Below are 23,961 nucleotides of genomic sequence, written 5' to 3' on the forward strand. Positions count from 1 at the left end.
AGACAACACCCTCAGCGTCGACTACGCCTACGACCCGCTGGGGCGGCGCATCCATAAATACTCCAACGCCCACCACAAGCATCGACCGGAAGCCGGCTCGCACTGGAACCAAAACGAACGGGCACGCAAACAACGCGAACTGGGGTGCGGCTTCACCCTCTTCGGTTGGGACGGCGACACCCTGGCCTGGGAAAGCAGCCCGGCCCAGGCCGATGGCACGGCGGGACGCACGGTTCATTACCTCTACGAACCCGGCACCTTCGTCCCCGTGGCACAGGCCATGCGGCATCAACCGATCCGCCTGTTGGCGCAGCCGAACTACGAAGGCGCCTACGACATCGACCAAGACCCGCTGTGGACGCACACGCCCCAAGCGCTACCGATTGACGTGTTGACCTGGTACCAGTGCGACCACTTGGGCACGCCGCAAGAACTCACCGACCCCAACGGCCAACTCGCTTGGAGTGCGCAGTACAAAGCCTGGGGTGAAATAAAAGAACAGCGTTCGGAATGGGCTCAGCGTGAGGGCCTGACCAACCCGATCAGATTTCAGGGCCAGTACCACGATCACGAAACAGGGCTGCACTACAACCGCTATAGGTACTATGATCCCCGGGTTGGGCGGTTTATCAGTAAAGACCCGATCAGTTATGCGGGTGGGTTGAATCTTTATGCGTATGCGCCTAATCCTACGGGGTGGGTTGATCCGCTGGGGCTGGTTCGGATCAAAAATGCAATCGAAGGAGACCGCCGCCATCAAGAGTTTAATGCCAAGATTAAGGAGAAATATCCGAATGCGACGATTCAATGTGAATGCTATTTGCGGGACGCTGCTGGAAAGTCAGTTAAAGATCCTATAACAGAAGAAAGGCGTCGAGTAGACACTGTCGTTATTGAAAACGGCAAGGCGCAAACTTTTGAGGTGACTAGCACAACGGCAGACAAAACCAAGCAAGTATTGAAGGAAACCAACATTCGCTCCGAGGGTGGTATATATATACGTGACAGATCCACCAAGGATTTGATTCCAGTTAACGGCGTATCAGAAATCGTGAGAATACCTTGATATGAACCATAATTACTCAGTTTGGGGAGCAGTAGAGTCAACAGTCTCAGCTTACAAAGTGATGAACGAAAGCGGTGAGATAGTTCCTGATGTTGAATCACAAGACATTATTAGAACCATGCTTATCGCTCTTAGGAGATTTTTTTCAGACAATGGATTGCTTACGACTAGTGCATTTGATGACAATGGAAACCTTATCGATCGTCACTATTATAAAAATGACTTTACCGAAGATGGGATTACTCTTATCAAACGTAAAGAGTCCGCTTGGCTAAAATCAAAGGCTGCAAAAAAAAAACCTCCCGACATGTCAATGCTCGAGAAAGAGTTAACTAAAATTCGCACCGAAAAGTTAAAGGGTTAAATAAAGATCGAGCATGACCTTTATTTAACAAAAGGACTTTATACATGTGAGCGGTTTAATTTCATGATCGTAAAGTCTGAGATGTGAAAGATATTATCCGCCTAGGCGATGCCACAACCCATAGTGAAACTGTACTTGAAGCTTTTCCAAACCCCGACCTCAACGGCAAACTCATTGCCGGGGTCGGTCACAAGGTCAGTTCCCCTTTGTGCAAAGGGATTTTCCCAATTGCCTAGGGCAGCGCGACTTACTCCGTTGACGGCATTGCCGTTGCACTCGTTGGAATGAAAGCAGCGTGTGGTGCCGCACTGATTGCCAGTGGCCCGAAAGGCGCAGCCAACCGTTGAACCGCAACACCGTTCTTTAAAAACTGAGCTGGTATGGATTGATATTTACTGTTAGCACAACTGCCAACAAAGCCAAATGCGCTGGGACCTGTTCGACCGTCTGGTGCGCTTTGAAGACAACACCCTCAGCGTCGACTACGCCTACGACCCGCTGGGGCGGCGCATCCATAAATACTCCAACGCCCACCACATACATCGCCCGGAAGCCGGCTCGCACTGGAACCAAAACGAACGGGCACGCAAACAACGTGAACTGGGTTGCGGCTTCACCCTCTTCGGTTGGGACGGCGACACCCTAGCCTGGGAAAGCAGCCCGGCCCAGGCCGATGGCACGGCGGGTAAAACCGTCCACTACCTCTACGAACCCGGCACCTTCGTCCCCGTGGCGCAGGCCATGCGGCATCAACCGATCCGCCTGTTGGCGCAGCCGAGTTACGAAGGCGCCTACGATATAGACCAAGACCCGCTGTGGACGCACACGGCCCAAGCGCTACCGATAGACGTGTTGGCCTGGTACCAGTGCGACCACTTGGGCACGCCGCAAGAACTGACCGACCACAACGGCCAACTCGCCTGGAGCGCGCAGTACAAAGCCTGGGGTGAAATAAAAGAACAGCGTTCGGAATGGGCGCAGCGTGAAGGCCTGAAAAACCCGATCCGCTTCCAGGGCCAGTACCACGATCACGAAACAGGGCTGCACTACAACCGCTATCGGTACTATGATCCCCGGGTTGGGCGGTTTATCAGTAAAGACCCGATTGGATATGCTGGTGGTGCGAACCTCTTCCAATACGCCTCAAACAGCACAGGCTGGATTGATCCTTTAGGCTTGGCACGAAAATGCCAATTAGGCACCTACGGGAGTCTTACGGGAAAGACGAATACCGGTGATGCCCTGGATGCTCATGAATTTGTACGCAATGAAGCACTGGAGCAAATGGGGTTGACACCCGAAGGGGTTCGCAATAAATCTAACCCATCAATTGCTATCCCTCGCGGTATGCATACAGATGTCCACCGAAATGAAAATGCTTTGGCAGCTTTGCATCTCAATGTTGGCCGCGACGAGTTCCAATTTGGACCAAATGGACTACCCTCCAAACGTCAAATGGACGTATGGCAAGGTGCGCTAAGGACCTCAGGCTTACCCGCATCACGTGCTAGAGAACTACGCAAAGAAGCTGAAAACTTCCTTACTTCTTGCCCATGCCCCTGCAAATAACGGAGTGCAGAAGATGTTTAATGAATTAGTTTTTATCGATGGGACTCCAAGTAACTCTGAACCCTACCTTGGAGGCGACCCTTATCTGCCGACTGCTTTAGCTTGGCCTAAAGGCTCAGAAGGTGGGCCATTACTACACCTTGCCACCTTTCCAGCAGCGTTCATCAACAAATATACAAACTTCAACCTAGACACACAGTTGGTCATTTCAATTTTTACGCCTTATTCAAAAACTTCTGACGACTACATTGAAACCACCATGACCGAAGGAGGCAAAGTGATTGCTTATAAGCCTTCCATGCTACAGATGGGTGCCTATGCAGACCCTATTACTCCTTCAAAAAAAATAACGGTCATTGAAAACCCCAATGAAGATAGCAATGAGAATGGCATTGCTAAAATAGGAGGAATTCCAGCATGGATTCAAGATGATGAGAACTTAAAAACCCTGGATTACGCCCTCCAAATAAACAGCTCACGCTTAAATAAAGCAGCCCCCTACCACAAAGGCATACTCGTCGGCGGCATAGGGTATTTGATGCTTAAAAAAAATATCTCTTGTCAAGATATCGATGCAGGGAAATTCTTAATTCAAACAAGTTAGACTTTAAACAACATGAACATTCTTAACTTTTTTCCCACTGACGTCGTGCCACCACAATGAAAGACATCATCCGCCTAGGCGACTCCACCACCCACGGGGGTGTCGTGCTTGAAGCTTTTTCCCGGACTGACCTCAACGGCAAACCGATTGCCGGTGTTGGTCATAACGTCAGTTGCCCGTTATGCAAAGGGGTTTTTCCCATTGCCGAGGGCAGCGCGACTTACTCCGTTGACGGCATTGCCGTTGCACTCGATGGAATGAAGACGGCTTGTGGCGCGGCGCTAATAGCCAGTGGCCCTAAAGGCGCTGTTAGCAGTTGATTGTGCCTTCGCTTCACGCCAGAAAAGCTCTGTACACCTGCCTTAAATCCGTTTAATACAGGTGTGCTTTCACCTGTTGGGTACTCCCGGATCCGGCAAAGATTCAACCCTCCCGCACGTTCACATTTGCATCAACTTTAATGGATTAAACATGAACCTCAAGTTTTCAACCCTGTTGCTGGCTACCACCGTTTCTTTATGTTCTGTCGTTCAAGCAGCTCCCGCACCTGCTGCGGGCATGCCCGATGCTGCAACCCTGAAGCGCATCTATGACAACAGCCGGTCAATGTCGGGCTTGATTTCGTATTGTGTCGATCAAGGTGTATTGACCAATGAAAGCCAGACCAATGCCGCAAAAATGGTGGATTACGTCACTAACATGCCGGCTACGTTCGATAAAAGCGCGGGGGACGCGATGGAAAAAACCGGCCGCCAGGGCATGACCCAAGGCAGTGATGGCAAACTTTCGAATATCAAAGAAACCCCGCAAGGCCTTAAAGGCTGGTGTACAAGCGCAGACCAAGCCCTGCGCCTAGGCTTGAAATCCATGCAGCCATAAACAGTACGAGCGCTCATTAAGACGTTTGTACAGGATGCTTCGTTTCGATAGCCCATGAATGCTCAGGGCTGTCGAACTCGATAAGGATCATCCGGATATAACGCATCACAAGTGCCCATTCACTTATTGATATGTGAGTGGGCATTGGCTTACCCCTTTAAGGATTTTTTGTCATGGATAGAATGTTCAGTGCCCGCCTGGCACCTTTGGCGTTTTCGTTATCTGCCTTATTTCTGGCGGGATGTAATGAAGATACCGCCCAGCCTGCTGCTCTCGCCTCGATGGTCATTCCAGTCTGTGTCAATGATGAATGCCTGGTACTGGATCAAAACGGTGCGATGTTGGTCAACGGCGATAATACGTATGCCGTGACATTGTCCATACCGCTGAATAACACGTTTATCTTTGCCGAAGACGGTCAATGGAATCTTGCCAATGCCAATGGCTCTCAGATCATTAAACCCAACTTCACGGATGGCCTGCGTTTGCTGACACCGGGTTATTTCGGTTTCGAACGTGATGGCAAGTTTGGCGTGATGGATCAGCAAGGTAATGAAGTTCAAGCGCCTGCTTATGATGAAATCTATTCAGGAGGTGACCTGCCGCCGGGCATGGGTCAGTACATCGTCTACGGGATCGACGAAAAGTTCGGCCTGCTTGGCGCTGATGGGCATGTTGTCACTGAGCCGCTCTTCGACTCTCTAACAACATACAAAGACATCGCGCTGGCCGGCGGCTGGATTCTTGCCGAACGTGACGCTCAGAATTGGGTGATTAACCTCCAGACGGGGGAAACCAAACAGGTCGGCTTCGATAAGTTCGATGAATATGCCAACGACCATTTCGTGGTCTCGCTCGGTAGCAAGAAGGGCTTGGCAGACGCGTCAAACAAGCTGTTGACCGACCTCAAATATTACTGGATGGGCATACCGGGCAATGGTTTGGTTGCGTTCAAGGAAAACCACGACAGCCTCTGCGGCTATCTGGATTTTCAGGGCAAGGTCGCCATTGCTCCGGCCTATGCAGAATGTGAGGTTTTTGGTCAGAAAGGCGCAATGGTTAAGCCCAAGACCGATGACGGCGGCAAGGGTAAATTCAGTTTCATCGCACGCACCGGGCAAGCACTGACTGAGCCGACGTTCGACTGGGTCGGACCTGCAGTGCATGCCCCGATGGGCATGTTCAAGAATGCCCCTGGCTATACCCAGACCGGCACGCTGCAAAATATGTTCGTGGCTTATTACGGCATTTTTGACACCGACAAGGGTATTGAACTGCTCAAGCCCGAATACGTGCAGGTAGGGGTTTTGACGCCTGATCTGTTTGTGTTTGCAAAGCCCGATTCGCCTACCAAAACCGTCACGTTTCTGGGCGCCGCCAATCAACAGCCCACGCTGGGCGTGATGAATGCCAGCGGCAAGGTGCTGATTGAACCCGGCCAGTATCTGCACATTACGCTGGACAAAAGTGGCCATTTTATCCGCGCCATGACCGAATCAACCCGCCAGACAAACACTGCGCTTTATGACCTGAAGGGCAAGCTCCTGGTGCCTGCCCAGTGGCAAGAAGTGGTTGTAGATGAAGCGCGCGGCGCGCTATTCGCTTACGCGCTGGAAGGTACGCCAAACGATGAAACCCGCAGCCTGCGAGCCTTGTATAGCCTCAACGGTACGCCAAGTTTTCAGACCCGCACGGTTGGCTGCGATGTGCAGCAAGTGATTGATGGCAGCGGCAAAGTAGTGTGGCCCACCGACCCGGAAAATTTCTGCGGCGAGCCAGAAGATGACGAGGCGGCTGACGCCCAATAACCGGATTAACCACCCAGCCGCCCTTGCTTGCTGCGCAATGGCGGCTTTGCTGTGACGCAGTTTGTTAAACAACGAAATAAGGTCAACACATGGAGTTGAGTGTGAACAATTTAAAGGCACTTACCGGCATCGCGCTGGACCAATTCATGGACCGTGTGGACGCTGAACGTCAGGAACACGATGCCGATACCGCGTTGGCGTCCCTGCGTGCTCAGCCGCTGAAGGCTGATTCTCTGGATGCCATCGACCGCCTGCATGTGTTGTGGGTGAACGCCGGGGATGCGCAGGCCGCCAAAGCCGTACTTGAGCAGGATGCTGCTGCGCTATTGCTGACCGTTCCTGGCGCGCAACAGCCTGAGCTGAACATGAATCTGGCTTTTTTGCGCTTGCGCCTGGCCAACTATTTGAATGAAGACAGCGCCATGCTTGAGCAGCTTGAAGCGCTGGCAGCGATGGCGACTCAAACGTTGGACTTCGACGTGGAGCATTATCGCCAGCACCGTCTTTTCGACGAACTGGAGTGCGGCAGCCTGGAGGTGGCGCTGCAAACCATTGAGGTGCGCCATCGCCTGGCAACTGCCAATCCTGATCGCGTTGCAGTGCAGGCCTGGGATCTGGCGGATCGGCATCAACGGCGTGCCGGGGTGCTGGCGGCTTATGAGCAACACGAACAGGCACGTGAGGCGGCATTACACGCCGTGACCGCCTTACGCACCGCAGGCGCCGATCAGGATGTCGATGCCGCCGACTGGGTATGGCTGGGGAATGCGCTGATCGAAATCATTCCTTTGCGCCTGGCAATGTTTGAACAACCTATCACCCAATTGACGGCACATTTACCCCTGCCTCAACAGCGCGAATGGGAAGTGCAAATGGCGCGTCTTGCTGCGCGTTCCAAATACGCGCAAGGCGAACTTGCCCAAGCACTGGAAATCTGTGCGGTGGCAACACTCAGCCTGGACTGTGAGGGAGGTCATAACTTCATCCACTGCCACTTACCGTGGCTGATGGAGAGCGGCCAGATCGACGCCGCTGGGCAGCGCGCATTTCACGACGTTTACGAACTGGGCAGCGAGCTATGGCCTGGCACTGTGCGCCTGGTGCATGAACGCCTGCAAGATCCCGAAGACCAGCGGGTGTGGTGGCCGTTGTGCGTGATGCGCGCGTGCGCCAGGCCTGAGGCGCTGCACGCGTTTATCGAAGCCCTGCCACCCCTCGATACCTGCAGCACTGCGCCCTGCCCCTTGCTCGCAACCCTATATCAAGCCACCGATACGGCACAGAGACTAAACGAGGTCTTTGCCCTGGCCCGTGCCGAAGCGCAACGGCGAGCACCGGATCATTACTGGATCAAGCGTCTGGCGGCAGTGCACGATGGCGAGGCCGGCATCATTGATGCCCCGGCCCAATTGGCCTTGTTGCTGGAAGCTGCCCACGCCGGCAATTTGCAAGACAACCGTACCGCTTTCAGCCTGTTTACAGCCCGCGTGCATGCTCTGGGGGTGATTGCAGCACTGCGACACCCTGCTCCCATTTTTATCTGTGGCTTGCATGCTTATAACTACGCGGGCCACATAGACAATCTGATCGAAGAACAGTCTAAAGGGCTACCGGCTACAGAACGTCAAGAAGCCAAGGCGCTGCTGGCAAAAGCTCAAATCCATGCCTACGAGCAAGGATTGGCGCACATGGAGCGTTATTTCGCCAGCGGCACCGGGCATCCCTTCAATGCCTGCACGCACCTGTACTCCATGCTGTGTAACAACCTTGCGATTCAGTACCAATGCGCCCACGAACCTAGTCTGCAAGAACGTGCCATCAACCTGCATCAGCGTGGCATTCAAGCCAGTCCGTTTGCCGAGCACTATGACGGCATCCTTCGGGTATATCGCGATCAGAATAATCACTCGGCCATCGTTGAGGCTGCCGAACAGCTTTGGCATTACGCCCTTGAGTTTGGCTACGGCCGTCATGAACTCGACCAATATATTTGTGACGTTGCCTACGCCTTACTTACCTTGAATCGTAGTGGCGAAATTCTGATCTGGATTGAACGCTTGCTCAAATGCCAGGAAGCACAGGGTATCAGCGATCAGCAATTGACGGCTAACGGGCTGATTTCACGCATGGTGCTGGCACGCTATCTGGCGCACAGCCACCCCGACAATGCATATGCCTTGTGGCTGCGCTATGCCCCTCAAGTCGAGACCGCGAATATGCTGACGCTGATGGTCCAGGCCGCCTCGATGTTCAAGCGTTTGGGACGCAGGGCCGAAGCCATCGAGTATTACCAGCGCGCGTTATTAATCCGTTCAACCGAGGCCGACTGGGCGAACCCGGACGCCTCAGCCATAAAGAAAAGCATTGCAGAGCTGCAACGGGCTGAAAGAGCAGCCAATAAAAGCTGGTGGCAGATATGGAAGTAGTGCCCCACCTGCACCACGGGGGTTACGCACCGCGTAATGCCTTAAATGCAGACGAGCTGAAACAGGGCATTACCGAGCGTAGCCAAACACGGGGCGATGAAACGTCGATCCGCGCATGGTTGCAGAACCACTTTTATCGCCATCTGGTAAGCAACTTTGAGCCTGCACAGCGTATCCACACTCAGGAAGATGCACTCACGGTACTGGGCTGCAGCCCGGCGCCGCGGTGGCTGAGCCGCCACTTCAATGAACAGGACAAGACCGTGCCACTGGTGTGGGTCGACCCCAAGGCGCCGCCCCTGCTGCAACAGGAAGCATTGCTGGTGGAGTTTTTGGCGTCGCGCAGCGGCACGCCACTTGAGGGCAAACTTGAGCGCATTAATTGCCCTCAGGCGCTGATGTTGTGGGAAAAAGAGCATGCGCAAATGGTCACCCGTACAGCGCAAGGCTGGCGTGCCAGTCAGCCTCAAGCCCTGCGCAGCGTGGTGACGTGTGGTGAGCATACGTGGGTTGAGTTGCTGCCAAAAAGCCCATTGCTACGCGCCGAAATGGCCTATGAAAGCTATGCCATGCGCCATTGCCTGGGGCAGTTCGCCGATCGCAAAGCGCTGACCGGAGGCTATGGCGAACACTACGCCCACGCTGCTGAGAACGGTCACATGCGGTTGTTCAGTTTGCGTGACAGCCAAGGCCAGCCGCACATCACGCTCAGCATGACGGTGCACGCGAATGGCGAAATGACCATCGAGCAAGTGAAAGGCAAACAGAACCGTGCGCCCATTGAACGCTACGTTGAGCCGCTGCTGAGGGGCCTGAACGCACTGGGCACTGATCAACAATCACCACCGGACTGTATCGCCATGGGGATTGTGCGCACACACGCAGGCTGGATGCGTATCGAGCAGGTCAGCGATGCCAGCGACCAGACCCGGTTGGTGGTGCGTTATCCGCACCTGTTTGCTCGCCTTGCGGCGCCTTCGGCCATGGTCGAATGGCTGGTTGCAGCCCGTCAGGTCGACCTGTTGCAGCACGTCGAGCCGCAAGCCGCCTCGGTTCGGTATGCCGTACGCCACGTGCTCGACCCCCTCAACCCACCCGATCTGTCGGATAACCGACACTTCAGCACCGAGGGTGTGCCATGGGTTGGCCTGTCTTCTGCGCACGCGGCGGGCATCATCGATTGGCAAGCAAAAACACGGTGAAATATTTGCGATGGTAACGATTCTAATTATTACGATTTTATGCCTGAGTTGGTGGTCGTTCAGAAAGCCGCGCGCTGTCGCAGCTTCGCCCTTCACGCAACGCAAACAGTGGGCGCTGACACTGTCCCAACCCATGGTCGACGCCCAGGGGTTGACGGGGTTCTATGACCCGGGCACCACCGCGTTTACAGACCAGACATTGGCGCAGATCAGAGGTCCACTTTTGCATCAATTGGGGTTTCGCAGCACCGCCACCGATGACGAAGTGCGTGCGCATCTGCAAGCAACCCTGGAGCGTCAGTGGTTTGGCCTGGACCTTGAGCATTTGTCGCCCGACGATGATCCTCGCGCAGCCATGGCCTTTGCCTGTATCCGCACAGCGTTTCTGATGCGCTGTGTGATGTTAATGACATGGCTGCCTGAGCAAACGGTTTGGCGCGTGCTGTTACTCAACGCCCAACGTGCACAGGATTGTTTTGCCAGTTGGGAGGATCTGGGCAAGGCGTTCATTGATGGCCGTCAGCAATGGGTAGCGGCCTTTCGGGCTGACCCTTTGGGTGAGCGTTTCAATGAAACGCGGTTGAATCAATTGCTGGCACCCAAGACAGGCGCATGGGCAGGCATGCCTTGGCGCGAGTTACCGGCCTTGAACCCGACGCCCGCGTGATAGCCCTACGCTCGTGATGACAAGGGGGCATTGCGGCCTTAAAAGTGTAAGGCGCCCGCAAGAGTATCCTCGCGCGACGCCTCTTTGAGGCGTTGCTGAAAGCTTGGACATTGCTCATGGCTGGCCGATGGGCACGCGGCCGCACGACGCAGTTGATCACGCACCGCGCTGACTTTATCCAATAAACGGTCCAGCTCGTCAGCCTTGCGGGTGAGCTGTTGCCGGTCAAGTGTCACTTGGCCATTTTCTGCCAGCATCGGGGCAATTTCATCCAGTGAGAACGTCAGCGATTGCGCGAGTGTGATCAGTGCAAGACGGTCCAGCACGTCTGCGTTGAACACGCGACTCAAGCCGCGTCGGCCTATTGAACGGATCAATCCTTTTTCTTCGTAGTAGCGCAAGGTCGATGCGGGCACCCCGCTACGCTTTGCGACTTCACCAATACCTAACGCTTTCATGCTTGACCTCAAGTCGACTTGAACCTGCACACTCACCTTTCAATTAACCCAAACGTCTGCCCGACAAGGGGAACCTGACATGAGCAGTGCTGAAATGATCGCCAGGATGGTAGGGATTGGCTTGGGGGCCACCCTGTTTATGGACCTCGTGGCCTGGCTGCGCAAGCGTCTTTTTTATGTGCAATCACTCGATTACGCACTCGTAGGCCGATGGTTAGGCCATATGGTTTCGGGCACGTTCAGCCATCCCTCAATTAACAGCGCCCGCCCCACGCGGCATGAGCGCCTGATTGGCTGGGGATTTCACTACCTGACCGGCGTTGTCTTTGCAGGCTTGCTGGTGGCGGCCGTCGGTAAAGATTGGCTCTATCAGCCCACGTTGGTTGCCGCCTTGCTTGCAGGCTTGCTTAGCGTTGCGGTGCCGTGGGTGATTATGCAGCCCGCGTTTGGCATGGGTATCGCGGCTGCAAACACTCCCAATCCGCGCCTGGCACGCCAAAAAAGCCTGCTCACGCACCTGACCTTTGGCCTTGGCTTATATGTGGCGGGCTGGCTGCTGGTTTAGTGGCAGGACACTTTCCACAACTGGTCCAGCCGAGTGGTGTAACTCTGACTCATCAGGTCTCGGCGCATGCCCCAGTCTGGATGACTCGGCACACTGGCCGCACGCAGCGTCCCCCTGCCCCAGCGGTTATTGATCTGGTCAAGGACGGCCATCACCTTGCTGGCTTCGGCGGGCTGGTTAAGGGCAAACAGGTCATCGGAAAACTCGCCCGGTTGGCGCAAGTCGAGCAGCATGACTTCGGCCTTGCTGTATTTGAATCCGGGCTGAAAAACATGCTCCACTGCCTCGACGGCGGTTTTAGTGAGCAGGCGCACGTCATCGGTCGGGTATGGCAACGTCACCACCACCCCTTTGGCGTATTTGGCCTCGTCGGGGTTGAACATCCCGGTACGAATGCTGACGCGCACCTTACGGCAATAAGACTTCTGTTCCCGCAGCTTTTGCGAGGCACGCATCATGTACGTCGCGACCGCTTCTTTGATCGGCGCTATGTCGCTCAAACGTTTGCCAAACATTCGGCTGCAACAGATTTCCTGTTTCGGCGGGTCGGGTTGATCCAACTCCAGGCACGGCGTGCCCGCCAATTCACGGGCGGTTTTTTCGATCACCACGCTGAATTTTTTACGCAGCATCCAGGGGTCGGCTTTCGCCAAATGCATGGCCTTGGTAATGCCCATGCCTTCCAGGTGCGCGCTCATGCGCCGCCCAATCCCCCAAACATCCGAAACGGGTGTATTGCGCAGCGCCCAGTCTCGCGAAATATCCGGGCACAAATTGACCACCCCACCCGTTTGCTCCTGCAAACGTTTAGCTGTGTGGTTGGCCAGCTTGGCCAACGTTTTGGTCGCCGCGATACCGACACCGACCGGGATACCGGTGCATTGCAAGATACGTGCTCGCAATTGCCGGCTTACCTCGGTGACATCTGTAATACCGGTCATGTCCGCGAACGCTTCATCGATGCTGTACACCTCGACGGCAGGCACTTGAGCCTCGATCAGGCTCATCACCCGTTCACTCATGTCGCCGTACAACGCATAGTTCGAGGAGAACGCCCGGATACCGTGCTGCTGCAGGCACTGTTTGATCTGAAAATAGGGCGCGCCCATTTTGATAAACGGTTTGGCGTCATAGCTGCGGGCAATCACACAGCCATCGTTGTTGCTCAACACCACAATCGGCACCTTGGCCAAGTCCGGGCGAAACACGCGCTCGCAACTGGCATAGAAGCTGTTGCAGTCGATCAGGGCGAACACCGGCTTGGGGTCAGTGACCATGAGTGCGCACCGTATGGGTGATCACACCCCAAATCGAAAGCTCATCGCCCTCCATGATGTAGCGGTTGGGGTATTTAGGGTTTTCAGAGATCAGGATGAGCGTGTTGCCCTTCTTCGACAGCCGTTTGCAGATCGGGTCGTTATTGAGCAGCGCCACCACCACATGCCCGTGGCCCGCCTCAATCGCGCGGTCGACCACGGCCAGGTCACCTGAAAAAATCCCCGCGTCCTCCATGCTGTCGCCCTCAATGGTGACGAGATAGACATGGGCCGCGCGGATATTGAGCGCTTGATCGAGGGAGATGTGCTTCTCGATATGGTCCGCTGCCGGTGACGGAAAACCGGCAGGCACCTTGAACGAACACAACGGTCGGCGAACACCACCTTCAGCCAGAGGACCCAAAACCGTGAAACCCATGACGCACGCCTTATCTGATAACTGTATAGACATACAGTAAACTGCGACAAGCGTTGCAGGTCAATTTATCTGTAGGAAATTTCGACGAGAGGCACGGCAAGAAGTGTCATGCCCTGCCGGGTAGGGCCCATGTTGAGCGTCAGGATCACCTTTATGCGTCCGCAAGGAGAGCGCTTGTTTACCTTGAGCTTTGGCCCCTCGGATCTGGTCGCCTTGTTCCTGGCGGCCAGTGTCATGATCGTTGCCCGCAGCTTGCACCGTGCATGCGTGTTGGCGCGCGAAAATCAGCAGTTTGTTTAAGAGGTAAACATGCCCATCGAAATCAAGCTGGACGTGATGCTGGCCCTGCGCAAGGTAAAGTCCAAGGACTTGGCACAGATCATCGGTATCACCGAACAAAACCTTTCGCTCCTCAAACAAGGAAAGGTCAAAGGCATAAGGCTGGCGACACTGGAGGCCATTTGTGCAGCACTGGACTGCCAGCCGGGTGACCTGCTGCACTATCGGGCTGATGAAGAGCGTTGATACGCAACATTGCCGATCACTGCGCTGCCCGCTCGCTGCCTATGCCAGCAAACGGGTAACCGCGCTTTGCGCTTGCACCCTTGACGGCTTCCATCCGGCCGTCCTGGCGGATTATCAACCTCAAACCTCATCCCACTAGAATTTAATTCTAATTAGTAATTTAAAAACCGAATAAAAAGCAAAAATAAACACGCAAAGCATCGGTATCATTTATCGACACTCTCAGCCAAGACTGACGACCATGCACGATGCCACCACTCACTATCTCCATTGCGGCAGAGACTCCGAGGCCTACGGCGGGTTGATCAATACCCCGGTATTTAGGGGTTCAACCGTACTGGCCAAAGATTTCAGCAGTTGGGAGGCCAGCAAAAAAGACGGCAACCCATACGCCCACTACGGGCGCTTTGGCACGCCGACAACCCGCGCCTTCGAAGACGCTATCGCCGAACTGGAAGGTGGCCACTCAAGCCTGGTATTCCCCTCAGGCCTGGCCGCTTGCGTACATGCCCTGCTCGCCTTCGTGAGTGCCGGTGATCATGTGCTGATCACCGATAACATTTACGGCCCGACACGTCACTTTGTCAGCACGGTACTGACGCGCCTTGGCGTAGCGGTGGAGTTCTTTGTGCCCAGCGCAGGTGCGAACATTGCGCGCCAACTGCGAGCCAATACGCGCGTGGTGTTCACCGAATCGCCCGGTTCGCTGACGTTTGAGGTGTGCGACCTGCCGGCCATTTGCCAGGCGGCCCACAGCGTGGGCGCCTTTGTGCTGCTCGACAATACGTGGGCCTCGCCGCTCTATTTCAAACCGTTCGAACACGGCGTGGATGTGTCGATACAGGCTGCAACCAAATATATCGTCGGTCATTCGGATGCCTTGCTAGGGGTCGCTACGGCCAACGAACGGGCATGGCCCCTGTTAAAAGCCGGCGCCCATGACTTTGGCCAAACCGCCAGCCCGGATGACCTGTTCCTGGCGCTGAGAGGCCTGCGTACCCTGCCCGTACGGTTGCAACGGCATTGGAGCAACGGCGTCGAATTGGCCAGCAGCCTGGCACACCATCCGTTGATCACTCGCGTCATGCACCCCGCGCTGCCTGGCGACCCCGGCCATGACCTGTGGAAGCGCGACTTTCTGGGTGCCAGTGGACTGTTCGGCATTGAGGTCAATACACAAGACCCGGTGGTATTGGCCCGCCTGTTCGACAACTTAAAACTGTTTGGCATCGGGCTTTCATGGGGCGGCTTTGAAAGCCTGGTCGTGCCCGTAGGCCAGCCTCAGCGCAATCATTGCACCCCGGCGCAGGGCTATCTGATCCGTGTGCATGCGGGGCTGGAGCACATCAATGATTTGCAGCACGACTTCCATCGTGCGCTGGACATCGCGCTCAACAAGCCTTGTGTGGCGGTCGCCTGAGGCTGACCGATGGAACCGTCAGGGTGCATAGCGCAGTGGCAGGCTCGTCGAGTACTTGATCTGCTCCATCGAGAAACTCGAGCTGATGTCCGACAGGCCCGGTATACAAATCAACTGTTTGTAGACCGCGTCATAAGCGGCGACATCAGGCACTGCCACGCGCAACAGGTAGTCGGTATCACCGGCCATGCGGTACACCTCCAGCACTTCTTCGATCGCAGACACCGTGGCATGAAAACCGTCAAGCCAGTCCGGGTTGTGCTGGGTGGTCTTGATCGACACGAACACGATCACCCCCACGTTCAGTTTTTTACCGTCCAGCAACGCAACGCGGCCACGAATAATGCCCGCCTCTTCGAGTTTCTGGATCCGGCGCCAGCAGGCCGTGGTACCCAGCCCGATTTTTTCGGCGATATCACCTACCGCACGCGTGCAGTCAGTTTGCAAGATTTGCAGAATTGCCTTATCCAGCTTGTCCATGAAAAGTTGAGGCCTTATGCGCAGGAGATGAAGAAACAGCCCGTGGAAACCACGGCATATTCCGACACTCCACCCGCAGACGCTACCGGACTTTTGCGTACCAGGCATCAATCAGGCCGCCTGAACAAGCTTCAAATAACCGTCGCAGACAGATGCAGCAGCGTCTCATCGGGTTTTTAGAGCATTCAGACGTCTGTACACTGGCCCGCCTTACACCCCAGACAAGAGTTCCCCATGACTACCCCTGATCTGACCTTTATCCCTGATCCTGACCCCGCCTCCATTTCGTCTGATGTCGCCTGTTTTGCCGGCGTACTGGTGTCTACCCAGATCCCGACACATGCCGATGGCAGCCTCGAACTGGGCGGTATCACCGAACAGAGCGAATGCACGCTACAGGCGCTAAAAGTTGCACTGGAGCGGGCAGGCAGTTCAATGGAGCGCGTTATGCACCTGACCATTTACCTCACCGACATGGCTGACCGGGCTGCTTTCAATGAGGTGTACAAGCGTTTCTTCAGCCAACCATGGCCCGTTCGCGCAGCGGTGGGCGTTGCCTCCCTGGCAGTCGCAGGCATGCGCGTTGAAGTGACTGCCATGGCCGCCAAAGGCTGATGGTGTAACTCAGCGCACGGGCATGGTTTTCTGGCCGCTCTGATAGCAGATGCCTCATCAAGTCGAGGACATTTAAGGTCCGGAAAGAAAAAACGCCCCGTGGTGAATTTTTTCGTGTCTCCATGTATCTGATCCCCAAGAGCGAGTGCCATCACTGCGATGGCATTCAGCGCGCGCAAAACGCGTCTACCCTTCATACGACTGGGTCAGCGGTTTGGAACGGACAGAACAGATAGAAGAGGGACACGCATGATATCTCGCAAGAAAAAGGCCAAGCCCATCGGGTTGAAAGACATCACCATTGTCGACGACACCAAGATGCGCAAGGCAATCACCGCTGCGGCATTGGGCAACGCAATGGAGTGGTTTGACTTCGGCGTCTACGGTTTTGTCGCCTATGTCCTGGGCAAAGTCTTCTTTCCCACTGCGTCCCCCAGCGTACAAATGATCGCCGCATTGGCGACCTTCTCGGTGCCCTTCTTGATCCGGCCTTTGGGCGGACTGTTCTTCGGCGTACTGGGCGATAAGTACGGGCGGCAAAAAGTCCTCGCCGCGACCATCGTTATCATGTCGCTCAGCACCTTCGCCATTGGCTTGATCCCCTCTTACAACTCGATTGGCATCTGGGCGCCGATCCTGCTGTTGCTGGCGAAGATGGCCCAAGGCTTTTCAGTGGGCGGTGAATACACCGGTGCTTCAATCTTCGTCGCCGAATATGCACCCGACCGTAAACGCGGCTTTCTCGGCAGTTGGCTGGACTTCGGCTCCATCGCAGGCTTCGTGTTCGGCGCAGGCGTGGTGGTGCTGATTTCCACCGTCCTGGGGGAAGAAAAGTTTCTTGAGTGGGGCTGGCGCGTGCCGTTTTTCCTGGCTTTGCCACTGGGCATGATCGGCCTGTATTTACGTCACGCCCTGGAAGAAACACCGGCCTTCCAGCAGCATCTCGAAAAACTGGAGCAAGGTGATCGTGAAGGTCTGGCCGCAGGCCCCAAGGTGTCGTTCAAAGAGGTGGCCACCAAACACTGGCGTAGTTTGATGACGTGTGTCGGCGTGGTCGCCGTGACCAACGTGACCTACTACATGCTGCTGACCTACATGCCGAGCTACTTGTCACACAACCTGCACTACAGTGAAAACCACGGTGTGCTGATCATCATTGCGATTATGGTCGGCATGCTGTTCGTGCAGCCACTGATCGGTTTTGTGAGTGACAAGATCGGTCGCCGCCCGTTCATCATCAGTGGCAGTGTGGGGTTGTTTTTCCTGGCTGTACCCGCGTTCATCCTGATCAACAGCGGCAAGCTGGGATTGATCTTCGCCGGGTTACTGATGCTCGCCGTGCTGCTCAACTTCTTTATCGGCGTGATGGCCTCCACACTGCCTGCGATGTTCCCCACGCACATTCGCTACAGCGCACTGGCCAGCGCCTTCAACATCTCGGTGCTGATCGCAGGCTTGACCCCGACTGCCGTGGCCTGGCTGGTAGAAAGCACCAACGATCTGTACATGCCTGCTTATTACCTGATGGTGATCGCCGTGGTGGGCCTGGTAACGGGCATCACCATGAAAGAAACCGCTAACAAACCGCTACGCGGCGCCGCGCCGGCAGCCTCTGATATTGAGGAAGCACGCGAGTTGCTCCAGGAGCATCACGACAACATCGAGCAGAAAATCGAAGACATCGACGCGGAAATCGCCGATCTGGAAGCCAAGCGCAAAAACCTGGCACAGCAGCATCCGCGCATCGAAGAGTGATCTGAGCCGAACCCGAGAGCCACGCACGCTGTGTCATGTGAATGAACAGCGTGCGTTATTACGCTTTAGGTTCACGTGAGCAAGTCAGTGATCCACCGCATGTATTGCTCTGTTTCCTGGATTTTTTCACGGGGGACTGCCTGGCGCGCCAGGCTCAAGCTGGTCAGGGTTTTGTGTTTTTGCTGTTGCATGCGCTGCCACTTGGCCAGAAACAACGGGCTGCGCGCTTGCATGAGCAACGGCCCGAAGTACAGCTCTTGGGCGGAGTAACTCACCGGCCCGCTGCGCTCGGCGACGATTATTTCGTAAAAAAAACGGTTCTCGCGCAGCAGCTCCTCGCAGAGGATGCGGTAACCGTTTTCCATCAGCCAATGGCGCAGAGGCTGTTCACCGCCATTGGGCTGCAAGATCAAACGCTCCTCACCGCTGAGTATTGCCTTGCCGTGTTCGAGGATATCGCGGATCGTCTCGCCCCCCATTCCGCAGAGAGTGACGACAGTGATGGCGTCTTGGGCTTCGATCGCTGCCAGACCATTGGCCAGGCGCACAGTGATGTGTTCATTCAGGCCATTTTCACGCACGGTGCGGGTGGCCGCATGGAACGGCGTCAGCGCCACCTCGCCTGCTACGGCTGCCACGATGGCGCCGCGGCGCATCAAAGCCACTGGCAGATACGCGTGATCGGAACCTATGTCCCCCAAACGCCCGCCCGCCGGGACGTGCGCCGCCACGCGCTCCAGGCGCACGGACAATGTGTGTTCATTCAAACGATGCTTCCTTTTGACCACGACTGCCCGATACCTCGGGCATTTATCAGTGGGCGGCATGATGCGTGGAGAGGCTTACAGGGTAAAGCGGTGAAACGCGTTGAAGTCAGGCTTGAATGCCTAATCAGCGTGTTCGCCTTGAAGCCGGGGATAGAGGTCAAGCACTTCGGCCGCGGTGAGTGTCGAAAACCACAGCGCCGATTCCCCGTCGTTCACATGCGCAACCAGGCGAGGGAACGCCGTTCCCGGATTGTAAGTTGAGCATTCCGAGCCTGTTTTCAATGCAACATCACCGAACGCAGATACAGGGGGCGCACCCCCTGAGAGCCGTATCCAGATCCCGTTTTTAAGCTAAAGGATCAGACAACAGGCTACCTGCGCCTTGTGATTCAGGTTTTCTAAGAGTCAGCCCGATCCCCCGCTTGTTTATGTCCGTAACGCCTGACATATCAATCGTATAAATATGGGGCGCTTCTTTATAAAAAACGGCGCCCTCCGGCACGTGATTCAAATTAAGTGTGAATGCTTTTTCTACGCAGCTCCAACGGGGTGCACCGATCCGGGTCCGGCCAAACACATCAATCACATGTTGCGGATTGCCTCTCATCTCACCAGGCGCAATATCCGTGAAGTAAATGACATGTTTATATTGCTCGGTGAGCGCCCCTCGACCAGAAGGGTTGCTACTGCTGTAGGGGAGGACATTGCCTGAACCTGTCCCGCGAAGCGCTGCGTATTTATCATTCGTTAAATAGTGGTAGGCCTGCGGAAGATCTGCCTTGGCGATTTTAACGCGCTGGAAAGTGGCTGGGGCTGCCGGTCTTGCCCGCCTGGCCGAAGGCGCTGCTTCATGCGTATCGGATGCCGGGCGGCGTCTACTGGTCTGTGGTGCAGTGGATGGCTGAACTGGCGCAGGCAAGACAGGTTCTGGCAGAACCGCTGCCACTCGACTTGCGGCCGCTCCTTGAACAGCCTGCGCCGCTTTCAAAGCCGCTTCATGCTTGCCTTTATAAACCGGGCTGGTAAAAGAACTGCCGACCGCGTTTTGTTGTAATACTTTTTTAATGGCGGCATAGCTATCGCCGCCGTCCCTCAGCGTATCGACATACTTGATTTTCTGTTCAGGGGTCAGCGTTTTCATGCCCGCAACGTTATCCATGATGGGGGACAACTCTTTGAGGGCCTCCGACGACCTTGCATCCAGGCTCTGACGGGCGCAGGTCACTGTTAAAGGGGTCGATTTCATACCGGCAGAAGCTCCATCCCCCGCGCTCTGACCAGGCCCGCCCCCCCGCAGCCCTGCATGCTGCTGAAGATGCCAACGGCCATCCTCCCAGTTAACCCTGCGCGAATCTGCCCGGTTATTCGGCGCATAAATGATCCGTTCCCCCTGCTGCACAGCTGTTTTTACGTATTGCCCCTCCAGCTTCAGATAGCCCTGCGCACCTTGTTGATAGAGGCCGCGCTCCTTGTTGGTGACTTGAAGCCCCTTGGGGTCAAAGCCTTTAATCACATACCCCCTGACCTGCGGATTGAGCAGCCGTGGCAGCGACGACAGTGGCACGTTTGCCTTGATCCCGCGCCCAAGCCTGCCGCCACGCGACAATATGAACTCTGCCCCCCCGTCCTTGAGCACGTTACCCAGACCGCGAAGAAAATCTCCGGCCCACTGGTTAAAGCTGCCCCCCTCGCCCTTTATCGACGATAAAGCGGCCCCCGCCACCATCATGGGTAGCATTGCGCGCGCCAGAATCCCTCCTGCACGGCCAGCCGGAAACATGGAGACCATTTCTAAAAACAGCAAAATGGCTTTTTTTCGAGCTTGCTGCGCCGCATCGCTGTCACGTTCAGCGTTCGACACGGTCAGCATGTCCGCTGTTTTCAGCGCACTGCTCATCTGTGCCTCGTGCTGGGCTTTGAGCAGGTTGCCTGTCACCTCTACTGATGCGAGTTTTAACCGAAAATCTTCAGCGGACCGGTGTTTAAGCGGTTCGAACACGGACTGTATGGCCGTTGTGATTTTGTTACCCGGTACGGGGGCAGCCTCCTTCGGCGGCAAGCTCCCAAGCTGCGCCTCTTGTAGTTGGAGCGGTAACTGCGAAATCAGCCAGCGGGTCATCTGCGGCGTGGCGGTCAGCGACTGCGCGACAGCATTATTCAGCGCCTCAACCGTATTGGCATGCACCTCCCGGAAAACCTTACCGTCTGGTGCGCCCGGTGTGTACAGCGTCAGCGACGGACGACTCCCCAGCGTCTTCACCCCGAACGCCACCACGTCCTTTAGTACATCCTCTCCCCACTTAAGCTGGTGAGCCACCACTGCATGGCCATTGACCAGCGCCCGCCCCTGCGGCTCGGGACTGTCCAGCACCGCCAGCACCTGTTTAAGCCCGGTTTTCTCACGGTCATGCGTCAGATCACCCGAGATATGGGCGGCCAAAACTTCTGCCCTCATCTGCTTGCCTTTGAGCTCCATCCACTGCGCCTGCTGCGCTCGACCCGTAACTCCCAGTGATTGCACGAAGCGGCTGCCCACATCAGCCGTTTGCACAACATCTAGAATCTGCGCATGACTCAGTCCCCCCTGCTCCTTATGGTTAGGCGCATTGCGTTCGCCCGGCGTCAGGTTGGAGATGGCCCAGTCCGTCAACGAACGGGTGTCGTAAAAAAAGTCCTTTATAGAACTCAGTAGTACGTTGGGTGAGATCGGCGAAGAATCGTCAAATTCATTAAGGTTCAACGGCTGATCATCGACACTCAAAAGAACATGGTCCGGGTCAACCTGCGGGTATTTCTTCTCTGCGATGATCCGCGTCAGCTCTTTATGGGTCCAGGCCTTTATGGTGTCTGGGGTGGCCAGTGTTACCGGATCAGGGGGCAGAGAAGCCGTGTTTGCCACTGCCTGTTCCCACTCTTGGGCGGCCGCCAACCAGGCTTTTCTGTCCGGGTCGGTTACGTCGGGATTGGCGTGCAACCAGGTATTGAGTTTTTTCAGATTCACCTGAAATTCACGCTCATCCGTCACACTGGCAAGATCCAGCCATGAACCCACGTCCGATGCCGCATCCAGCCTGCTCAGCCAATCCTCGCAGGTTTCATCGCCAGCGGGGCCCTCTGCCAAGGCGCCCGTCACGTTGGCCTTCTGCATCTCACGTATCTCCCCAACCATATGGGTCAGGAAACTCCCTGCGACAGGAACGAGTTTCAGCTCGCCTGCCCCGCTCTCATTCTTTGCCAGATGAGCGTTGAGCGCCGCGCAATCAGCAAATTCCTCCAGTGCGCGCCCTGGTTGCCACAGCACCAGTCGGCCCGGATCAGCAATGCTGTCGTGCTGTGTTATCACGCAAGAACCCGGTAACGGCATGCCGCTGTCCCACCCTTCAGGCGTATAACTGAGCGAATACACACCGGGGCGACTGGGCTCAGCCATTTTTGCGCGTGACTCCACGTCAGGTGACGCCAGAGCGGCTGTCACCTGCTCGTGCGCCTGTGAAGTCAGCGCGCCGTCCTGCAAAAACATATTCGCCTGCGCACCCAGCTGCTGCTGCAACTGTGTAGCCAGCCAGTCGCTGACGTTACGTCCCTGGGAGACACCGCCAGGTTTATCCCAGAAAGCGTTAAGTGCCCGACCCAACATAGACGCCGTGCCGGACGATGCGGCATCAACCAGCAGTTTTTCAATTTTCCCTTTGGCATCATTGCTGTTCAGACCTGGAGCGAGCGTTGTTACGCTCCCCGTCTGGCGCAGGATCTCAACGTCCCCCATGTTTAAAAACACATCGCGCAGATTGAGTTGACCGGCTACTGCTTGCCAGTAGAGATCACTCAGCGCAATTGTCTTACCTTCATTCTGTGAGCCGGTCTCATTTTTCAAGAAACGCACCGACAATTCATCCGCTTTCAGGGTGCCCACATGAGAAGGAAAGGTGTTGGCAAACCAATCATTCAAATGCCGCGACGCCGTATCGCTGGCCCGCGGCACGGTCTCGTTCAAACGAATCATCTCTTGCTGTGAAGCGCGCAGCTGGGTGATGAACGGCGCTGCAGGATCTGCCGGTGGAACTGCGGACTGAGCGCTGGAACGGGGTACAACCGGCAGTGGCAGGCTTTCTTGCACTGCACGGCGAACACGATGGGGGGAGGATGAAGAGATGGCGCTCAAGGCCGATGGCCCGGTTAGAAAAGCAGTCAGTGTCTGAGCCAGATGGCCTGAACGATCGTGCGAGCCTGAGGCAACTGCCGGAGGACGATATTGAAGACTCATGGCACCGCCGTCATGCAATGATTTTTCCATCTTCAATACCTTCATCACCGCTTCACGCAAGGCGTTCACTCTTCTCTCAACCAGAGGCGGGGAAGCGGCCATCCTTGATAGGTTCCCTGCAGGCTGACGGCGCAGGTTAAGCGCCAATGCCAAAGACAGCGCGCTGGCATGCTCCCTGAGCTGTCCATATTCAGACTGGGCCTTGCTCATAAAGTCTTTGGCGGCACGATGGTGTTCTTTTCTTGGCTGATGGGCGTTTTCCTGCAAGTTCTCAACGCCCCCCAGAAAGGCAGTGCTCAAGCGCTCGGCATCGGGCGCCATGGCGCGAAGACGCATCAATGATTGGGCCAGCATGCCTGCACGCCCACTGGCATTGTCCTCACCGGTAATGTCGTGAAGCTGGTGGGCTAACGCGCGAAGTGCTTGAGTACTTCGAATCAACTGACGGCAATTATCTGTGAGCTTTTTAAAGTCTCGCAGCTCTTCGGCAGACGGCGTGACAGACGCGTCTGTTTGCGGAGTTAAATGCGCAGGTGCAAAAGCAGAAGAAGACGATAGTTTCAAGCAGACCCCCGGTCAGCAAAGGTGTATCTCTATTTGATTTACAGAGGAGTGGCGACGGGAGTGGGGAAAGTTCACCGTCGATAATTACACAGTCGTTACCCTATAAATCAGTGACGCCGCTACATCAGAGTGCCTCACCAACGCCCGATCTCGCGCAGTAGGACGCGCACATGAACAGGTGTCGTATGCAGGGTTGCTTAGCTCAGGCACAGAGCCGGTTCAGCGCTCTCAGTTCGAAATATCGCACACAGCAATACTCCGGCAGCTT

At 55.7% G+C, this 23,961-nt stretch carries 21 protein-coding genes and 2 pseudogenes; 17 read left to right on the forward strand and 6 right to left on the reverse strand.

What is annotated here, in order from left to right; genetic code table 11:
* The 11 genes and pseudogenes from ACP7A4_RS12620 to ACP7A4_RS12670 form a co-directional block, all read left to right on the forward strand.
* Nucleotides 1-1,066, forward strand: a 1,066-nt coding sequence (locus ACP7A4_RS12620; protein ID WP_426247155.1) for an RHS repeat-associated core domain-containing protein, incomplete at its 5' end; no start/stop codon positions are given.
* 1 nt (nucleotide 1,067) lies between these two features.
* On the forward strand, nucleotides 1,068-1,430 hold the full coding sequence (locus tag ACP7A4_RS12625) for a hypothetical protein (RefSeq protein WP_426247157.1): 363 nt from the start codon (nucleotides 1,068-1,070) through the stop codon (nucleotides 1,428-1,430).
* Between the two features lie 83 nt (nucleotides 1,431-1,513).
* A pseudogene (locus ACP7A4_RS12630) lies at nucleotides 1,514-1,777 on the forward strand (PAAR domain-containing protein).
* Between the two features lie 55 nt (nucleotides 1,778-1,832).
* Nucleotides 1,833-2,615: pseudogene (locus ACP7A4_RS12635) on the forward strand (RHS repeat-associated core domain-containing protein); the annotation flags it as partial.
* Nucleotides 2,616-3,012: 397 nt separating this feature from the next.
* On the forward strand, nucleotides 3,013-3,603 hold the full coding sequence (locus ACP7A4_RS12640; RefSeq protein ID WP_426247159.1) for a hypothetical protein: 591 nt from the start codon (nucleotides 3,013-3,015) through the stop codon (nucleotides 3,601-3,603).
* A gap of 56 nt (nucleotides 3,604-3,659) precedes the next feature.
* Nucleotides 3,660-3,923, forward strand: a complete 264-nt coding sequence (locus ACP7A4_RS12645; protein WP_048365530.1) for a PAAR domain-containing protein — start codon at nucleotides 3,660-3,662, stop codon at nucleotides 3,921-3,923.
* Between the two features lie 151 nt (nucleotides 3,924-4,074).
* Nucleotides 4,075-4,482: a hypothetical protein gene (locus ACP7A4_RS12650; protein ID WP_426247161.1), complete on the forward strand. Its 408-nt coding sequence runs from the start codon at nucleotides 4,075-4,077 to the stop codon at nucleotides 4,480-4,482.
* Nucleotides 4,483-4,655: 173 nt separating this feature from the next.
* A complete protein-coding gene (locus tag ACP7A4_RS12655; RefSeq protein ID WP_426247163.1) occupies nucleotides 4,656-6,290 on the forward strand; it encodes a WG repeat-containing protein in 1,635 nt (544 codons plus the stop codon).
* 101 nt (nucleotides 6,291-6,391) lie between these two features.
* Complete coding sequence (locus ACP7A4_RS12660; protein WP_426247165.1) at nucleotides 6,392-8,716, forward strand: hypothetical protein; 2,325 nt, start codon at nucleotides 6,392-6,394, stop codon at nucleotides 8,714-8,716.
* Nucleotides 8,707-9,918 (forward strand): hypothetical protein, encoded by a 1,212-nt coding sequence (locus ACP7A4_RS12665; protein WP_426247167.1) that lies wholly within the window; start codon nucleotides 8,707-8,709, stop codon nucleotides 9,916-9,918. The genes ACP7A4_RS12660 and ACP7A4_RS12665 overlap by 10 nt, the downstream gene beginning before the upstream one ends.
* 133 nt (nucleotides 9,919-10,051) lie before the next feature.
* Nucleotides 10,052-10,585 (forward strand): DUF1266 domain-containing protein, encoded by a 534-nt coding sequence (locus ACP7A4_RS12670; protein ID WP_238936056.1) that lies wholly within the window; start codon nucleotides 10,052-10,054, stop codon nucleotides 10,583-10,585.
* A 38-nt stretch (nucleotides 10,586-10,623) separates the two neighbouring features.
* Here the strand turns inward: ACP7A4_RS12670 and ACP7A4_RS12675 are convergent, their stop codons facing one another.
* On the reverse strand, nucleotides 10,624-11,043 hold the full coding sequence (locus ACP7A4_RS12675; protein WP_426247169.1) for a helix-turn-helix domain-containing protein: 420 nt from the start codon (nucleotides 11,041-11,043) through the stop codon (nucleotides 10,624-10,626).
* A gap of 79 nt (nucleotides 11,044-11,122) precedes the next feature.
* Between ACP7A4_RS12675 and ACP7A4_RS12680 the strand changes: the two genes are divergently transcribed.
* Complete coding sequence (locus ACP7A4_RS12680) at nucleotides 11,123-11,608, forward strand: DUF2938 domain-containing protein (RefSeq protein WP_203302652.1); 486 nt, start codon at nucleotides 11,123-11,125, stop codon at nucleotides 11,606-11,608.
* On the opposite strand, the gene umuC is transcribed toward ACP7A4_RS12680, so the two are convergent.
* Both umuC and ACP7A4_RS12690 read right to left on the reverse strand, forming a co-directional pair.
* Nucleotides 11,605-12,885, reverse strand: a complete 1,281-nt coding sequence (gene umuC / locus ACP7A4_RS12685; protein ID WP_059763225.1) for a translesion error-prone DNA polymerase V subunit UmuC — start codon at nucleotides 12,883-12,885, stop codon at nucleotides 11,605-11,607. The two genes, ACP7A4_RS12680 and umuC, sit on opposite strands and share 4 nt — an antisense overlap.
* On the reverse strand, nucleotides 12,875-13,303 hold the full coding sequence (locus ACP7A4_RS12690) for a LexA family protein (protein ID WP_426247172.1): 429 nt from the start codon (nucleotides 13,301-13,303) through the stop codon (nucleotides 12,875-12,877). The genes umuC and ACP7A4_RS12690 overlap by 11 nt, the downstream gene beginning before the upstream one ends.
* Before the next feature lie 153 nt (nucleotides 13,304-13,456).
* Between ACP7A4_RS12690 and ACP7A4_RS12695 the strand changes: the two genes are divergently transcribed.
* The 3 genes from ACP7A4_RS12695 to metC all read left to right on the forward strand — a co-directional run bounded on the left by ACP7A4_RS12695 (nucleotide 13,457) and on the right by metC (nucleotide 15,248).
* Nucleotides 13,457-13,603 (forward strand): hypothetical protein, encoded by a 147-nt coding sequence (locus tag ACP7A4_RS12695; protein ID WP_426247174.1) that lies wholly within the window; start codon nucleotides 13,457-13,459, stop codon nucleotides 13,601-13,603.
* A gap of 9 nt (nucleotides 13,604-13,612) precedes the next feature.
* A complete protein-coding gene (locus ACP7A4_RS12700) occupies nucleotides 13,613-13,828 on the forward strand; it encodes a helix-turn-helix domain-containing protein (RefSeq protein WP_426247176.1) in 216 nt (71 codons plus the stop codon).
* A 241-nt stretch (nucleotides 13,829-14,069) separates the two neighbouring features.
* On the forward strand, nucleotides 14,070-15,248 hold the full coding sequence (gene metC, locus ACP7A4_RS12705) for a cystathionine beta-lyase (protein WP_426247178.1): 1,179 nt from the start codon (nucleotides 14,070-14,072) through the stop codon (nucleotides 15,246-15,248).
* A gap of 18 nt (nucleotides 15,249-15,266) precedes the next feature.
* Here the strand turns inward: metC and ACP7A4_RS12710 are convergent, their stop codons facing one another.
* Entirely contained in the window at nucleotides 15,267-15,728 is a 462-nt protein-coding gene (locus ACP7A4_RS12710; RefSeq protein ID WP_426247180.1) for an Lrp/AsnC family transcriptional regulator, read from the reverse strand.
* 234 nt (nucleotides 15,729-15,962) lie between these two features.
* On the opposite strand from ACP7A4_RS12710, the gene ACP7A4_RS12715 reads away from it, so the two are divergent.
* Both ACP7A4_RS12715 and proP read left to right on the forward strand, forming a co-directional pair.
* Nucleotides 15,963-16,343: a RidA family protein gene (locus ACP7A4_RS12715; RefSeq protein WP_048365519.1), complete on the forward strand. Its 381-nt coding sequence runs from the start codon at nucleotides 15,963-15,965 to the stop codon at nucleotides 16,341-16,343.
* A 249-nt stretch (nucleotides 16,344-16,592) separates the two neighbouring features.
* Entirely contained in the window at nucleotides 16,593-18,098 is a 1,506-nt protein-coding gene (proP, locus tag ACP7A4_RS12720; RefSeq protein WP_048365518.1) for a glycine betaine/L-proline transporter ProP, read from the forward strand.
* 71 nt (nucleotides 18,099-18,169) lie between these two features.
* Here proP and ACP7A4_RS12725 read toward each other — a convergent pair whose 3' ends face one another.
* Nucleotides 18,170-18,865: a tRNA (adenine(22)-N(1))-methyltransferase gene (locus tag ACP7A4_RS12725; protein ID WP_426247183.1), complete on the reverse strand. Its 696-nt coding sequence runs from the start codon at nucleotides 18,863-18,865 to the stop codon at nucleotides 18,170-18,172.
* Nucleotides 18,866-19,211: 346 nt separating this feature from the next.
* Nucleotides 19,212-23,693, reverse strand: a complete 4,482-nt coding sequence (locus ACP7A4_RS12730; protein ID WP_426247185.1) for a dermonecrotic toxin domain-containing protein — start codon at nucleotides 23,691-23,693, stop codon at nucleotides 19,212-19,214.
* Between the last annotated feature and the right edge of the window lie 268 nt (nucleotides 23,694-23,961).

This window comes from Pseudomonas sp. TWR3-1-1 (genome assembly GCF_049896545.1).
Taxonomy (GTDB): Bacteria; Pseudomonadota; Gammaproteobacteria; order Pseudomonadales; family Pseudomonadaceae; genus Aquipseudomonas; species Aquipseudomonas weihenstephanensis.